Origin of the sequence: Burkholderia sp. AU28863 (genome assembly GCF_002223195.1) — a bacterium.
Classification (GTDB): domain Bacteria; phylum Pseudomonadota; class Gammaproteobacteria; order Burkholderiales; family Burkholderiaceae; genus Burkholderia; species Burkholderia sola.
On sequence record NZ_NKFE01000003.1, the window covers coordinates 390,724 to 405,798 of the forward strand.

15 protein-coding genes are annotated in these 15,075 nt (G+C 69.2%); 4 read left to right on the forward strand and 11 right to left on the reverse strand.

Annotation, left to right across the window (positions count from 1 at the left end):
- Positions 1–43 precede the first annotated feature (43 nt).
- The 4 genes from CFB81_RS04110 to waaA all read left to right on the forward strand — a co-directional run bounded on the left by CFB81_RS04110 (position 44) and on the right by waaA (position 4,904).
- Positions 44–1,438 (forward strand): phosphomannomutase/phosphoglucomutase, encoded by a 1,395-nt coding sequence (locus CFB81_RS04110; RefSeq protein WP_089434651.1) that lies wholly within the window; start codon positions 44–46, stop codon positions 1,436–1,438.
- Between the two features lie 172 nt (positions 1,439–1,610).
- Positions 1,611–2,606: a lipopolysaccharide heptosyltransferase I gene (waaC, locus tag CFB81_RS04115; RefSeq protein ID WP_069621173.1), complete on the forward strand. Its 996-nt coding sequence runs from the start codon at positions 1,611–1,613 to the stop codon at positions 2,604–2,606.
- A 23-nt stretch (positions 2,607–2,629) separates the two neighbouring features.
- Entirely contained in the window at positions 2,630–3,514 is an 885-nt protein-coding gene (locus CFB81_RS04120) for a Kdo hydroxylase family protein (protein ID WP_089434652.1), read from the forward strand.
- A gap of 37 nt (positions 3,515–3,551) precedes the next feature.
- Positions 3,552–4,904, forward strand: coding sequence for a lipid IV(A) 3-deoxy-D-manno-octulosonic acid transferase (gene waaA / locus CFB81_RS04125; RefSeq protein ID WP_089434653.1), 1,353 nt, complete (start codon positions 3,552–3,554; stop codon positions 4,902–4,904).
- Positions 4,905–4,966: 62 nt separating this feature from the next.
- Here waaA and ureG read toward each other — a convergent pair whose 3' ends face one another.
- The 11 genes from ureG to urtB form a co-directional block, all read right to left on the reverse strand.
- Positions 4,967–5,614: an urease accessory protein UreG gene (gene ureG / locus CFB81_RS04130; RefSeq protein ID WP_089434654.1), complete on the reverse strand. Its 648-nt coding sequence runs from the start codon at positions 5,612–5,614 to the stop codon at positions 4,967–4,969.
- 14 nt (positions 5,615–5,628) lie between these two features.
- Positions 5,629–6,309: an urease accessory protein UreF gene (locus CFB81_RS04135; protein ID WP_089434655.1), complete on the reverse strand. Its 681-nt coding sequence runs from the start codon at positions 6,307–6,309 to the stop codon at positions 5,629–5,631.
- Positions 6,296–6,946 (reverse strand): urease accessory protein UreE, encoded by a 651-nt coding sequence (gene ureE / locus CFB81_RS04140; protein ID WP_089434656.1) that lies wholly within the window; start codon positions 6,944–6,946, stop codon positions 6,296–6,298. Before ureE ends, CFB81_RS04135 begins: the two co-directional genes overlap by 14 nt.
- A gap of 18 nt (positions 6,947–6,964) precedes the next feature.
- Positions 6,965–8,671, reverse strand: coding sequence for an urease subunit alpha (ureC, locus tag CFB81_RS04145; protein WP_089434657.1), 1,707 nt, complete (start codon positions 8,669–8,671; stop codon positions 6,965–6,967).
- Between the two features lie 28 nt (positions 8,672–8,699).
- Positions 8,700–9,005 (reverse strand): urease subunit beta, encoded by a 306-nt coding sequence (locus CFB81_RS04150; RefSeq protein ID WP_011544772.1) that lies wholly within the window; start codon positions 9,003–9,005, stop codon positions 8,700–8,702.
- Positions 9,006–9,015: 10 nt separating this feature from the next.
- Positions 9,016–9,318 carry an urease subunit gamma gene (gene ureA / locus CFB81_RS04155; protein WP_006406310.1) on the reverse strand — a complete coding sequence of 101 codons (303 nt, stop codon included), beginning with the start codon at positions 9,316–9,318 and terminating at the stop codon, positions 9,016–9,018.
- Between the two features lie 231 nt (positions 9,319–9,549).
- Complete coding sequence (locus CFB81_RS04160) at positions 9,550–10,425, reverse strand: urease accessory protein UreD (RefSeq protein ID WP_089434658.1); 876 nt, start codon at positions 10,423–10,425, stop codon at positions 9,550–9,552.
- Between the two features lie 177 nt (positions 10,426–10,602).
- The gene (gene urtE, locus CFB81_RS04165; RefSeq protein ID WP_069621166.1) at positions 10,603–11,295 is read right to left on the reverse strand and encodes an urea ABC transporter ATP-binding subunit UrtE; all 693 of its coding nucleotides are present in this window, start codon (positions 11,293–11,295) and stop codon (positions 10,603–10,605) included.
- 4 nt (positions 11,296–11,299) lie between these two features.
- The gene (gene urtD, locus CFB81_RS04170; protein WP_069621165.1) at positions 11,300–12,160 is read right to left on the reverse strand and encodes an urea ABC transporter ATP-binding protein UrtD; all 861 of its coding nucleotides are present in this window, start codon (positions 12,158–12,160) and stop codon (positions 11,300–11,302) included.
- On the reverse strand, positions 12,157–13,344 hold the full coding sequence (gene urtC, locus CFB81_RS04175; protein ID WP_089434659.1) for an urea ABC transporter permease subunit UrtC: 1,188 nt from the start codon (positions 13,342–13,344) through the stop codon (positions 12,157–12,159). The genes urtD and urtC overlap by 4 nt, the downstream gene beginning before the upstream one ends.
- A gap of 1 nt (position 13,345) precedes the next feature.
- The gene (gene urtB, locus CFB81_RS04180; protein ID WP_089434660.1) at positions 13,346–14,965 is read right to left on the reverse strand and encodes an urea ABC transporter permease subunit UrtB; all 1,620 of its coding nucleotides are present in this window, start codon (positions 14,963–14,965) and stop codon (positions 13,346–13,348) included.
- Positions 14,966–15,075: the final 110 nt, after the last annotated feature.

Genomic DNA, 15,075 nt, shown 5'->3' on the forward strand with positions numbered 1-15,075 from the left:
CCAGACAATTTTCCATGCACGCAACTGAGAGAGAAGAGAATCGATGATCTCCCAATCCATCTTCAAGGCATATGACATCCGTGGCGTGGTCGGCAAGACGCTCGACGTCGACACGGCGCGCGGGATCGGCCGCGCATTCGGCAGCGAAGTGCGTGCGCAGGGCGGCGATGCGGTCGTCGTCGCGCGCGACGGCCGCCTGTCCGGGCCGGAACTCGTCGGCGCGCTGGCAGACGGCCTGCGTGCGGCCGGTGTCGATGTCGTCGACGTCGGCATGGTGCCGACGCCGGTCGGCTATTTCGCGGCGAACGTGCCGCTGGCGCTGAAGGGCGGCGAGCGCCGCGTCGATTCGTGCATCGTCGTCACGGGCAGCCACAACCCGCCCGACTACAACGGCTTCAAGATGGTGCTGCGCGGCGCGGCGATCTACGGCGAGCAGATCCAGGCGCTGTACCGCCGCATCGTCGACGAGCGGTTCGAGACGGGCAGCGGCACGTATGAAGCAATCGACGTTGCCGATCAGTACATCGCGCGTATCGTCGGCGACGTGAAGCTCGCGCGGCCGCTGAAGCTCGTCGTCGACGCCGGCAACGGCGTTGCCGGCCCGCTCGCGACGCGCCTGTTCAAGGCGCTCGGCTGCGAACTCGTCGAGCGCTTCACCGACATCGACGGCACGTTCCCGAATCACCACCCCGATCCCGCCCACCCGGAAAACCTGCAGGACGTGATCCAGGCGCTGAAGGACACCGATGCCGAGCTCGGCTTCGCGTTCGACGGCGACGGCGATCGCCTGGGCGTCGTCACGAAGGACGGCCAGATCATCTATCCGGACCGCCAGCTGATGCTGTTCGCGGAAGAAGTGCTGTCGCGCAACCCGGGCGCCCAGATCATCTACGACGTGAAATGCACGCGCCACCTCGCGCAGTGGGTGAAGTCGAAGGGCGGCGAGCCGCTGATGTGGAAGACGGGCCACTCGCTCGTGAAGGCGAAACTGCGCGAGACGGGCGCGCCGCTCGCCGGCGAAATGAGCGGCCACGTATTCTTCAAGGATCGCTGGTACGGCTTCGACGACGGCCTGTACACCGGCGCGCGCCTGCTGGAAATCCTCGCGAAGACGGCCGATCCGAGCGCGCTGCTCAACAGCCTGCCGGACGCGATGAGCACGCCCGAACTGCAGCTCTGGCTCGACGAAGGCGAGAATTTCCGCCTGATCGAGCAGCTGCAGAAAGAGGCGAAGTTCGACGGCGCCGACGAAGTCGTGACGATCGACGGCCTGCGTGTCGAGTACCCGGACGGCTTTGGCCTCGCGCGTTCGTCGAACACGACGCCGGTCGTCGTGATGCGCTTCGAAGCCGAGACGCAGGAAGGGCTCGAGCGCATCCAGGAAGACTTCCGCCGTGTGCTGACGGCCGCGAAGCCGGACGTCAAGCTGCCGTTCTGAGCGCCGGCGGCCGGCGGGCCGCCCGTACGACGGCCGGTTCGTCGGCCGTGTTTATCTCGAAAAGCGGCGCGTGCCTCGGGCGCGCGGCCGCTTTTTGTCTGTCCGGTCGTCCGGCCGGGATAAAATCCCCCCTTTATGTCTGTCGCCGGCTGTCAGCCGGCGTTTTTTCAGCGTGCAAAAGATCCTGATCGTGCGCGTGTCGTCGCTGGGCGACGTCGTGCACAACATGCCGGTGATCGCCGATATCCGGCGCCGTCACCCCGATGCGCAGATCGACTGGCTCGTCGAGGAAAGCTTCGTCGACCTCGTGCGGCTCGTCGACGGCGTGCGCAACGTGCTGCCGTTCTCGCTGCGCCGCTGGCGCAAGAAGCCGTTCTCGGGCGCGACGTGGCGCGAGATCCGCGCGTTCCGTCGGCGCCTCGCGGCCGAGCAGTACGACCTCGTGATCGACTGCCAGGGCCTCATCAAGACGGCGTGGGTCGCGAGCTGGGCGCGCGGCCCGCTCGTCGGGCTCGGCAACCGGACCGACGGCGCCGGCTACGAATGGCCGGTGCGCTTCTTCTACCGCAAGCGCGTGCCGATCGCGCCGCGCACGCACGTGGTCGAGCGCTCGCGGCAGCTCGTCGCGGCCGCGCTGGACGATCCGGCGCCGACCCCGGCCGATCCGGTCGAGTTCGGCCTCGACACGCGGGCGGCGGCGCTCGCGGTGGCCGCGCTCGGCCTGAACCTGCCGGTGCCGTACGTCGTGTTCGTCCATGCGACGTCGCGCGCCGACAAGCAGTGGCCGGACGCCGCATGGATCGAGCTCGGCCAGGCGCTCGTGCGGCGCGGCGCGTCGCTCGTGCTGCCGTGGGGCAACGACGCGGAACGCGCGACCAGCGAGCGGCTCGCGAAGGAATTCGGCGCGGCGGCGATCGTGCCGCCGAAGCTGTCGCTGCCGGCCGTGGTCGGTCTGATCGACGGCGCGGCCGCGACGATCGGGGTTGATACAGGTCTGGTTCACATCGCGGCCGCGCTGAAGCGTCCGACGGTCGAACTGTACAATTTCGCGACGGCCTGGCGGACCGGCGGCTACTGGTCGCCGAACGTCGTCAATCTCGGCACGGCGGGGCAGCCCCCGTCGATCGCGCAGGTGAAGTCGGCGCTCGCGGGCTTCGGTCTCCTGTAACGCTGTCCACACGCGAACCGATCATGAGCGAATCCCAGATCATCGAAGTCCCGTCCGCCGACTGGAGCGGACACAACCTGTCGGCGCCGCGCGAGCAGTTGCTCGCCGCGGTCGAGGAAGGCAAGGTGCTGTATTTCCCGCACCTGCGCTTCGCGATCGAAGGCGGCGAGGAAGCGCTGCTCGATCCGGCGCTCGCCGATCCGAAACGCAAGAACATCAGCCTCGCGCCGAACGGCGGCGCGCTCGCCGGCGTGCTCGGCGACAGCGTCACGCAATCCGCTGTGCGCGCGCTCGTCGCGCGCTTCCAGCAGCAGGCCGGCACGCTCGTCGACGGCCTCTTTCCCGAATACCGCGGCAAGCTGCGCGTCGCGCCGACAAGCTTGCGGCTGATGCAGGTCGAAACGCGCCAGACGTCGTGGCGCAAGGACGACAGCCGCCTGCACGTCGACGCATTCCCGTCGCGGCCGAACTACGGCGAGCGGATCCTGCGCGTGTTCACGAACGTGAACCCGGCCGGCGCGCCGCGCGTGTGGCGTGTCGGCGAGCCGTTCGAGGACGTCGCGAAGCGCTTTCTGCCGAAGATCCGGCCGCAGTTGCCGGGCTCGGCGTGGCTGCTGAACCTGCTGCACGTGACGAAATCGCCGCGCAGCGCATACGACCACCTGATGCTGAACCTGCACGACGGGATGAAGGCCGATCTCGACTACCAGAAAACTTGCCCGCAACAGACGATGCCGTTTCCGCCGGGCAGCGTGTGGATATGTTTCTCCGATCAGACTTCGCACGCTGTGATGTCCGGCCAGTTCATGCTCGAACAGACCTTCTTCCTGCCGGTCGATGCGATGGTGCGCCGCGAGTGCGCGCCGCTCGGCATTCTCGAACGCCTGACGGGCAGGGCGCTGGTTTGAGCGCGCACCTGCTTCGACGCAACATCCGGGCGGCCGCATGCTGAGGGCGATCTATCGCGCGCTGTGGTGGCTCGTCGCGCCGGCCGCCGTCATCCGGCTCTATGTGCGTTCGCGCAAGGAGCGCGGCTATCGCGAGCATATCGGCGAGCGCTTCGGCCACGTCACAGGCCGCTCGCCGGACGATCGCGCGCCGCTGATCTGGGTGCATGCGGTGTCGGTCGGCGAGACGCGCGCCGCGCAGCCGCTGATCGACGCGTTGATGCACGCGCGTCCCGACGCGCGCATCCTGCTCACGCACATGACGCCGAGCGGGCGCGCGACGGGCGAACAGATCTTCGGCGATCGCGTGCTGCGCTGCTACCTGCCGTACGACATGCCGGGCGCGGTGCGGCGCTTCCTGCACGCATGGCGGCCGACGCTCGGTCTCGTGATGGAAACCGAGGTGTGGCCGACGCTGATCGACGAGTGCCGCCGCGCGGACGTGCCGCTCGTGCTGACCAATGCGCGGATGTCCGCGCGTTCGTTCCGGCGCGCGGCGAAGTTCGGCGCGGCGACGCGCGACGTGTTCGGCGGCTTCTCGCGCGTGCTCGCGCAGAGCCCGGCCGATGCGGAACGGCTGACGTCGCTCGGCGCGCGCAACGTGACCGTGCTCGGCAACCTGAAGTTCGACATGACGACGCCGCCGGAACTCGCGGCACGCGGCCATGCGTGGCGCGACGCAATCGGCGCGCGGCCGGTGTGGGTCGCCGCCAGCACGCGCGAGAACGAGGAAGCGCTGGTGCTGCAGGCGTTCGCGGAAATGCGCACGCCCGGTGCGCTGCTGGTGCTCGTGCCGCGTCATCCGCAGCGCTTCGCCGAAGTCGAGGCGCTCGTTGCCCGCAGCGGGCTCAAGTGCGTGCGGCGCTCCGCCTGGGCCGCCGATGCGGCCGCGCTCGCGGCCGGCCGGCCGGCCGCCGAACCGCTGCCGGCCGACGTGACGGTGCTGCTCGGCGATTCGATGGGCGAGCTCGGCGCGTACTACGCGGCGGCCGATATCGCGTTCATCGGCGGCAGCCTGCTGCCGCTCGGCGGGCAGAACCTGATCGAAGCGTGCGCGGTCGGCGTGCCGGTGCTGATCGGGCCGCACGTGTTCAACTTCACGCAGGCGACCGCCGATGCGGTCGCGGCCGGTGCGGCGATGCAGGTCGCGGATCCGCTCGATCTCGCGCACGTGCTCGACGCGCTGTTCGCCGACAAGGCGCGGCGCATCGCGATGGGCGCGGCCGGCGCGGCCTTCGCGTCGCGTCACCGCGGCGCGACCGCGCGCACGGTCGACGTGCTCGCCGCGCTGCTGCCGGCCGGCGAAGCCGGTGCGCGTGGGCTGCCGGGCGCTTCCGACGACGACGCTTAGACGACGGGCGGCGCGATGCCGCCCGGCGTGCGTGGCGGCGTCGCTGGTCGCCGCCGTGCCGCTCACACCGTCAGCAAGCCCTTCTTCTCGATGAACGCGATCACGTCGGAGACGCCGTCGAGCGCCTTCAGGTTCGTCATCACGTAAGGCCGCTCGCCGCGCATTTTTTGCGTGTCGGACGCCATCACGTCGAGGTTCGCGCCGACCAGCGGCGCGAGGTCGGTCTTGTTGATCACGAGCAGGTCGGACTTCGTGATGCCGGGGCCGCCCTTGCGCGGAATCTTCTCGCCGCCGGCCACGTCGATCACGTAGATCGTCAGGTCCGACAGCTCGGGGCTGAAGGTCGCCGCGAGATTGTCGCCGCCCGACTCGATGAAGACGATGTCGGCATCCGGAAAGCGCGCGAGCATCCGGTCGACGGCCTCGAGGTTGATCGACGCATCCTCGCGGATCGCCGTGTGCGGGCAGCCGCCCGTCTCGACGCCCATGATGCGTTCCTCGGGCAGCGCGCCCGCGACCGTCAGCAGCCGCTGGTCTTCCTTCGTATAGATGTCGTTCGTGATCGCGACGAGGTCGTACCGGTCGCGCATCGCCTTGCACAGCATTTCGAGCAGCGTGGTCTTGCCGGAGCCGACGGGGCCGCCGATGCCGACGCGCAGCGGCGGCAGTTTCTTCGTGCGGCGAGCGGAGGAGGGAGCGGGTGCGTTCATGGTGTGGATCAGATTCAGGAGCGGAACAACCGCGAGTACTGGGTTTCGTGCCGCGCGGACAGGATGCCGAGCTGCGGCGCGAACGTGTTGACGGCGTCGGGCGGCGTCGCGAGCGCGCGGCGCACGGCTGCGTCGATCGCGCCGCGCAGCGCGACGATGATGCGTTGCCCGGCGAGCTGGCCGAGCGGCACGGCCTTCAGCGCGGCGGACGTCTGGTTCTCGACCCAGCCGAATGCGTACGCGGCGAGCGTCGCGTCGGCGCTGGCGTCGTGTGCGGCGGCCGCGTACGCGAACGCGGTCGGCAGCGCGATCGGCGACAGCGACGCGAGCGTCGCGCGGCGTGCTGCGTCGCCCCATTCGAGCGACGCGCACAGCTGCGCGAGCGACCAGCCCATCTGTTCGGTTTCGCGGCGCAGTTCGGCCGATTCGCGGCTCGCGACGAACCACGCGTTTTCGGCGCCGAGCGCTCGAACGTCGTGCGTCTGCCAGCGGGCGAGCTGGTGCGCGAGGAACGGCAACTCGCCGTGCGCGAGCACGTCGGTCAGGCCGCTGGCGATCCAGTCGCGCGCGGAATCGGCGTCGCGGATCAGGTTCGCGTCGAGCGCGGCTTCGAGGCCCTGCGAGTAGCTGTACGCGCCGATCGGCAAGGCGGGCGACGCGAGGTGCAGCAGCGCGACGAGTTCAGTGGTGGTCATGACCGTGGTGGCCGTGCGTGCAGCCGGGACCATGCTGATGATCGTGATCGTGATCGTGATCGTGATCGTGATCGTGATCGTGATCGTGCGAATGCGAGTGCGAGTGCGAGTGCGAGTGCCCGTGGTGCTCGCCGAACACCTGCTGCGCGAGCGCGTAATCCTCGGCGAACGTCGCGTCGTGCCCGTGCTTGTGACCGCCGCCGTACGCGCCGGCTTCCGGCTGGAACGGCGCGCGTGCCTCTTCGACCTGCGTGCCGAGCCGGCGCAGCATGTCCGCGAGCACGGGATCGGCCTCGAGCTTCAGGTAGCCGTCGCCGATCTCGACCGGCGTGTGGCGGTTGCCGAGATGGTAGGCGGCGCGCATCAGCGTGAGCGGGTCGGCCGCGCGCACGAGCAGCACGGTTTCGGGTGCAGCGGTGATACGCACGAGCGCGCCGTCGTCGGCGACGAGCACGTCGCCGTCGCGCAGCACGGTGCCGCGCGGCAGCAGGACCGCGACGTCCTCGCCGGTGTCGAGCGTCGCCGCGAGGCGGCTCTTGCAGCGGGCGTCATAGGCGAGCGTGAGCGTCGGCGCGCGCGCGACGAGCGACGCGGCGAGTTTCACGTTCGGGGCAATGCGTTTGTCGAGGGTGCGCATGAAACCGAGGATTCCGGATCAGAACAGGAAATAGCGCTGCGCCATCGGCAGCACCGTTGCCGGTTCGCAGGTGAGCAACTGGCCGTCGGCGATCACGTCGTAGGTTTCCGGATCGACGCTGATCGACGGACGCCATGCGTTGTGGATCATGTCGGCCTTCGTCACGTTGCGGCAGTTGCGTACCGGCACGATCCGCTTCGCGAGGCCGTAACGCTCCGCGATGCCCGCATCGGCCGCCAGCTTCGACACGAAGGTCAGCGACGTGCGCGCGAGCGCGCCGCCGCGCGTCGCGAACATCTCGCGATAGTGAACCGGCTGCGGCGTCGGGATCGACGCGTTCGGGTCGCCCATCTGCGCGACGGCGATCATCCCGCCCTTGAGGATCATCGACGGCTTGATCCCGAAGAACGCGGGCTCCCACAGCACGAGATCGGCCCACTTGCCGGGCTCGATCGAGCCGACTTCGTGCGCGATGCCGTGCGTGAGCGCCGGGTTGATCGTGTACTTCGCGACGTAGCGCTTCGCGCGGAAGTTGTCGTTGCGCGCGTTGTCTTCCGGCAGCGCGCCGCGTTGCACCTTCATCTTGTGCGCGGTCTGCCACGTGCGGATGATCACTTCGCCGACGCGGCCCATCGCCTGCGAATCGGACGACAGCATCGACAGCGCGCCGAGATCGTGCAGGATGTCCTCGGCCGCGATCGTCTCGCGGCGAATGCGCGATTCGGCGAACGCGAGATCCTCGGCGATCGAAGGATCGAGGTGATGGCACACCATCAGCATGTCGAGATGCTCGTCGAGCGTGTTGATCGTGTACGGACGCGTCGGATTGGTCGACGACGGCAGCACGTTCATCTCGCCGCACACCTTCAGGATGTCGGGCGCATGGCCGCCGCCCGCGCCTTCGGTGTGGTACGTGTGGATCGTGCGGCCCTTGAACGCGGCGACCGTCGATTCGACGAAGCCGGCCTCGTTCAGCGTGTCCGTGTGGATCGCGACCTGCGTGTCGGTGTCGTCGGCGACCGACAGGCAATTGTCGATCGCGGCGGGCGTCGTGCCCCAGTCCTCGTGCAGCTTCAGGCCGATCGCGCCGGCCGCGATCTGCTCGACGAGCGGCTGCGGCAGGCTCGCGTTGCCCTTGCCGAGGAAGCCGAGGTTGATCGGCCAGCCGTCGGCCGCCTGCAGCATCCGCTCCATGTGCCACGGGCCCGGCGTGCAGGTGGTCGCGTTGGTGCCGGTGGCCGGCCCCGTGCCGCCGCCGAGCATCGTCGTGACGCCGGACGCGAGCGCCTCGTCGATCTGCTGCGGGCTGATGAAGTGGATGTGCGTGTCGATGCCGCCCGCCGTCACGATCAGCCCTTCGCCGGCAATCACTTCGGTGGCCGCGCCGATCGCGATCGTCACGCCCGGCTGGATGTCGGGGTTGCCGGCCTTGCCGATCGCGGCGATGCGGCCGTGCTTGATCGCGATGTCGGCCTTCACGATACCCCAGTGATCGAGGATCACCGCGTTCGTGATGACGGTATCGGGTACGTCGGCGGCGACGCGCTGCGACTGGCCCATCCCGTCGCGGATCACTTTCCCGCCGCCGAACTTCACTTCCTCGCCATAGGTCGTGAAGTCGCGTTCGATCTCGATCAGCAGTTCGGTATCGGCGAGCCGCACGCGGTCGCCCGTCGTCGGCCCGAACATTTCCGCGTACGCGCGGCGGCTCAAGCGTAGTGTCATGTGCTGTTCCTGAAGAGCGGGGCACGGCTTACAGCGGCCCCATCACCTTGCCCTGAAAACCGTAGACGGCGCGCTCGCCCGCGAGGGCGACGAGCTCGACGGTGCGCGTCTGGCCCGGCTCGAAGCGCACGGCCGTGCCGGCCGCGATGTTGAGCCGGAAGCCGCGTGCGGCCGCGCGGTCGAACGACAGCGCGTCGTTGACTTCGAAGAAGTGGTAGTGCGAGCCGACCTGCACCGGGCGATCGCCGGTGTTCGCGACGACGAGCGACAGCGTCGCGCGGCCCGCGTTCAGTTCGTGTTCGCCGTCGTCGGTGAGGATTTCGCCGGGGATCATGCGGGGGGCCTCACGGAATCGGGTGGTGGACGGTCACGAGCTTCGTGCCGTCGGGGAAGGTCGCCTCGACCTGGATGTCGGGAATCATTTCCGGCACGCCGTCCATCACGTCGTCGCGCGTGAGCAGCGTCGTGCCGTAATGCATGACCTCGGCCACGGTCTTGCCGTCGCGCGCGGCTTCCATCAGCGCCGCGGTGATGAAGGCCACCGCCTCCGGATAGTTGAGCTTCAGGCCGCGCGCGCGGCGGCGTTCGGCAAGCAACGCCGCCGTGAAGATCAGCAGCTTGTCCTTTTCGCGGGGAGTCAGTTTCATGAAGGCAGGCGTTCAGGAAAACGTAATTTTTATCGGTGCGCACGCAACCGGGCAGGGGGCGAATCATCCTAGCACCGCGCTGTTCGGCGTGCGTCGTGTATCGCTTATGTAAGCAGCAAGGTGCGTGCCATGTGCATCCGGCGTGCCGCCGTGCGCATTCATGGTGCGTGATGCATGTAGAGGGTGCGCCGTGCGGGGCGGCGTTGCGCCGAAACGGTGCGCGATGCGCGCTCAGGTTTGCCAGAGGCGCAGCGGCCGCGCGTCGACGCCGTGCACGATCGGTCGCAACTGCAGCCAGCAGTCGGTGAAGTGGCGCTGCAGCGCTTCCATCGACGTCGCCAGCGCGCGGACGAGCACGACGCCGGGCGTCACGCAGGTGGCGCCCGCGCGCAGCGTGTCGTCGAACGGCATGCGCGCGGCGAGCGATTCGGCGAGCGCGGCGTCGCACGCGGCGCCGGCCGCCCACAGCGTGCCGTACGCGGGAAAGCCGGCGAGGCCCTGCAGCGCGCCGCGCAGCGGATCGCGCGCGTCGAGCAGCGCGCGCTCGGTCCACAGCGGCCGGCCGTCGGCATCGACGAGCGCGGACGTCGACGCGATGCGTCCCGCCGACCACGTTTCGCCGGCCGCCTGCCGGCCGAGCTGCGTCGCGTCCCAGCCGATCGCGCTCGCGCCTGCGCCGAGCGTCACCGTGAAGTCGAGCGCCGCGTGCGCCGCGTCGAAGAACAGGTTGTTCTGCGGCAGCCAGTCGAGCTTCGCGTGCGCGCCGACCGCGATGCCGATGCGCTGCGTCGCGTCGAGGCCGTTCGACTTGTACCACTTGGTCGCGCCGGGCGTCGTCAGCACCGCGTGCGTGCCGTCGCCGAGCGCGATGTCGATGTCGAGCCGGTCGCCGCCCGCGACGCCGCCCGGCGGATGGACGATCACGGCGTGGCAGATCGCGTCGCCTTCCGGATACAGCGGCCGCTGCACGCGCAGCGGGCCGTCGTGCAGCCGGTGCGCGAGCGTCGTGCGCGCACCGTGCCGCTCGAAGCCGAGTTCGAGGCGGCCGCGCCACGACTTGGCGACGGCGGGGCGGGACAGCGAGGCATGCGAATCGGGGGCGGACATCGGCGGCGAACGGGAAACAAGGAAGCGGGTGCGAAGAACGTGGATGCTACCGGAACAATAATGCAGATGCCGCGTTCGCAGGAAGCGCCGCGTGCGTGTGTCCCGCGAGCCGGCCGTACATGTCCCCCGCGGTGCCTACCGCCGTGCCTACTGCCGTGCCTACCGCCGTGCCGCCCGTCACACCGCGATCAACTCGCGCACGCCGTTCGTCTCCATGTCGTGCGCGTCACCACCCGCGACGATCTCGCCGCGGCTCATCACCCAGTAGCGATCGGCGATCGATCGCGCAAAATCGTAATACTGTTCGACGAGCAGCACGGTCATCTTCGATTCGTCGACGAGCTGGCGCAGCGTGCGGCCGATGTCCTGGATGATCGACGGCTGGATGCCTTCGGTCGGCTCGTCGAGGATCAGCAATTGCGGCTCGCTCATCAGCGCGCGGCCGATCGCGAGCTGTTGCTGCTGGCCGCCCGACAGGTCGCCGCCGCGCCGCGCGCGCATGTCCTTCAGCACCGGGAACAGGTCGTAGATGCGGTCCGGTACCTTCGACGGCGCCTTGCGGCTCGCCGCGCCGACGAGCAGGTTCTCCTCGACGGTGAGCCGCGGAAAGATGTCGCGGCCCTGCGGTACGTACGCGAGTCCGGCCGCGACGCGCGCATACGGCGGCAGTGCGCCGAGCGCGGTGCCGCGCCACGACACGCTGCCGCTTTTCGCGGCGACGACCCCCATCAGGCAGCGCAGCAGCGTGCTCTTGCCGACGCCGTTGCGGCCGAGCAGCACGGTCAGCTTGCCGTCGTCGGCCGCGAGGTTCACGTTGCGCAGGATATGGCTGCCGCCGTAGTACTGGTTCAGCGCTTCGATTTTCAGCATCGCATCATCGTCCGAGGTAAGACTCGATCACCGCTTCGTCGCGCTTGACCTGGTCGAGCGTGCCGTGCGCGAGCACCGCGCCTTCGGCCATCACCGTCACGCGCCCCGTGTCGCCCGCGAGCGCCGCGACGAACTCCATGTCGTGCTCGACGACCATCATCGAGCAGGTGCCGCGCAGCGTGTTCAGCAGCTCGGCGAGTTCCATCGTCTCGTGGTCGGTCATCCCGGCCGCCGGCTCGTCGAGCAGCAGCAGCGCGGGACGTTGCATCAGCAGCATGCCGATTTCGAGCCGCTGCTTCTGCCCGTGCGACAGCTCGCCGGCCGCGCGATACGCGTGGCTTTCGAGGCCGATCAGCGCGAGCGTCTCCTCGATCTTCGCCTGCGCGGTGCGGTCGAGCCGCGCGCGCAGCGACGCGAGCCAGCCCTTGTCGGTCTGCATCGCGAGCTCGAGGTTTTCCCACACCGGATGCTGTTCGAACACGGTCGGCTTCTGGAACTTGCGGCCGATGCCCGCACGCGCGATCTCGGGTTCGTTCATCCGCGCGAGATCGATGGTCTGGCCGAGAAACACCTTGCCCGCATCGGGCCGCGTCTTGCCGGTGATGACGTCCATCATCGTCGTCTTGCCCGCGCCGTTCGGGCCGATCACGCAGCGCAGCTCGCCCGCGTCGATCGCGAGCGACAGCTTCTTCAGCGCGCGAAAGCCGTCGAAGCTCACCTCGATATCCTCGAGATAGAGGATCGTCCCGTGCGACGTGTCGATGCCGGCCGGCACGACGCGCCCCATCGACGCACTGCCGCTGACGGCGAGCAGCTCGTCTTCGGGCGGCGGTGGCGTGAACTGATAGAGAGCCGTTCCGTTCATGCGCGTTTCCCCTTCGCGAGCACGGTTTCGACGAGGCCCATGATTCCGCGCGGCAGCAAGAGCGGCACGAGCACGAAAATCAGGCCGAGGAAGAACAGCCAGTATTCGGCGAAATACGCGGTGAAGAAACTCTTCGCGCCGTTCACCGCGAACGCGCCGACGATCGGCCCGATCAGCGTGCCGCGCCCGCCCACCGCGACCCAGATCGCCATTTCGATCGAATTGCCGGGCGACATCTCGCCGGGATTGATGATGCCGACCTGCGGCACGTACAGCGCGCCGGCGATGCCGCACAGCACGGCCGACACGGTCCACACGAACAGCTTGTACGCGAGCGGGCTGTAGCCGAGGAACATCAGCCGCGTCTCGCCGTCGCGCACCGCGGTCACCACGCGCCCGAGCTTGCTCGTGACGATCGCGCGCGCGGCGACGAACGCGAGCACGAGCGTCGCGAAGGTCAGCAGCAACAGCACCGTGCGCGTGCCCGGCGACGTGATCGCGAAACCGGCGATGCGCTTGAAATCGGTGAAGCCGTTGTTGCCGCCGAAGCCCGTCTCGTTGCGATAGAACAGCAGCATCGCGGCGAACGTCATGGCCTGCGTGATGATCGACAGGTACACGCCCTTCACGCGCGAGCGGAACGTGAAGAAGCCGAACACCCACGCGAGCACGGCCGGCACGAGCACGACGAGCGCGAGCGCCCATGCGAGATGCTGCGTGCCGCTCCAGTACCACGGCAACTGGTGCCAGTCGAGAAACACCATGAAGTCGGGCAGGTCGCTGCCGTACTTGCCGTCGCGGCCGATCTCGCGCATCAGGTACATGCCGATCGCATAGCCGCCGAGCGCGAAGAACAAGCCGTGGCCGAGGCTCAGGATCCCGCAGTAGCCCCACACGAGATCGAGCGCGAGCGCGGCGATCGCGTAGCACATCAGCTTGCCGGCGAGCGTCATCGCGTAGGCGGACAGATGGAACGCGCTGGCTTCCGGCGCGACGAGCGCGGCGAGCGGCACGCCGACGCCGATCGCGACGCACAGCGCGACGAGCGCGAGCCACGCGCGGCGCGACAGCAGCGCGGGGCGGGGCGGCAGGCCGAGCGCGAAGCCGTCCGCCGCGCGCGCGCCGCCGGCGGGCCTCGCCGTGTCGGCGACCGGGTTCGACATCGAATCGGTGTATGAAGTCACGTCAAGCCTCCGCGCTGCGGCCCTTCGGCGCGAACATGCCCTGCGGGCGTTTCTGGATGAACAGCACGATCATCACGAGCACCGCGATCTTCGCGAGCACGGCGCCCCAGAACGGTTCGATCGCCTTGCTCGCGAGGCCGAGCCCGAAGCCGCCGAGCACGGTGCCGGCGATCTGCCCGACGCCGCCGAGCACGACGGCCATGAACGAATCGATGATGTAGTTCTGGCCGAGGTCGGGACCCACGTTGCCGATCTGCGACAGCGCGCAGCCGCCGAGGCCCGCGATGCCCGCGCCGAATGCGAACGCATACGCGTCGACGCGGGCGGTCTTCACGCCGACGCAGGCGGCCATCCGGCGGTTCTGCGTGACCGCGCGCACGAACAGGCCGAGCCGCGTCTTCGTCAGCACGGCCCACGCGACGAACACCACCGCGAGCGCGAACGCGAGGATCGCGAGCCGGTTGTACGGCAGGATCAGGTTCTGCATCACGGTCACGCCGCCGCTCATCCACGACGGGTTCACGACCTGCACGTTCTGCGCGCCGAACAGCATGCGCGTCGCCTGGATCAGGATCAGGCTCACGCCGAAGGTCGCGAGCAGCGTTTCGAGCGGGCGGCCGTACAGATGCCGCAGCACGAGCCGTTCGAGCACGATGCCGACGAGCGCGGCCACCGCGAACGACACCGGCACGGCGACGAGCGGATACCAGTCGAATGCGCCGGGCGCGTAGCGCTGGATCAGCGTCTGCACGACATAGGTTGCGTACGCACCGATCATCAGGAATTCGCCGTGTGCCATGTTGATCACGCCGATCAGCCCGTACGTGATCGCGAGGCCGAGCGCGGCGAGCAGCAGCACGCTGCCGAGCGACAGGCCCGCGAACACCGTGCCGACGATTTCGCCGCGGCGCTGCAGCGCGTGCAACGTATCGAGCCCGTGTTGCGCGGCGTCGCGCACGCGCGCGTCGGGTTCCGCGTAGCTGCCGTCGGCGTTCTTCGCGACGAGCGGGCGCAGTTGTTCGATCATGTCGAGATCGCTGCGCGCGGCCACCACCTGCACGGCTTCGAGGCGTTTCGCCGGATCGGCATCGTGCAGCGCGGCGATCGCCCACAGCGCATCGAGGCGACGTTTCAATGCCGGATCGGTTTCCTTTGCACGGGCGCGGTCGATCATCGGCTTGAGCGCCGGGTCGGGCGACTTCAGCAGCGCGTCGATCGCGTCGCGGCGCGCGGCCACGTCGGGCGACGCGAGTGCGAGGCCCGACAGCGCGCCGGCGATCTTCGTGCGCAGCAGGTTGTTCAGCATCACCGGCTGCGCGTCGCCGGCCGGCGTCGCGGCCTGCGTGAGCGCGTCGTGCGCGGTGTCGCCGGACTGGATCAGCAGGTGGCCGTCGCCGGTCGCGAGCGCATCGCCGCTCGACAGCGCGTTGAGCACCGCAACGGCGCGCGGGTCGGTGTCGGCGGCGAGCCGTTCGATCGCCGCCGTCTTCGCATCGAAGTCGTCGCCGGCGAGCGCGGCGGTGTCGGCCGCGGTCAGCGCGAACGCGGCGTGCGGCAGCAGGCCCGCGAGGGCGGCGCATGCCGCGATCGCGCGGGCGGCTCGGCGAAAGCGTGTAGGCATCGGGGAATCCTGTCGGGCGTGGGGAAGGGGAGCGGTGCGGCGTGGCGCCGGCGATGGGTCACGGCAAGCGCGGCCGGCGCATCGGCAGCGGGCGGGCAAGCGAGCGGCAC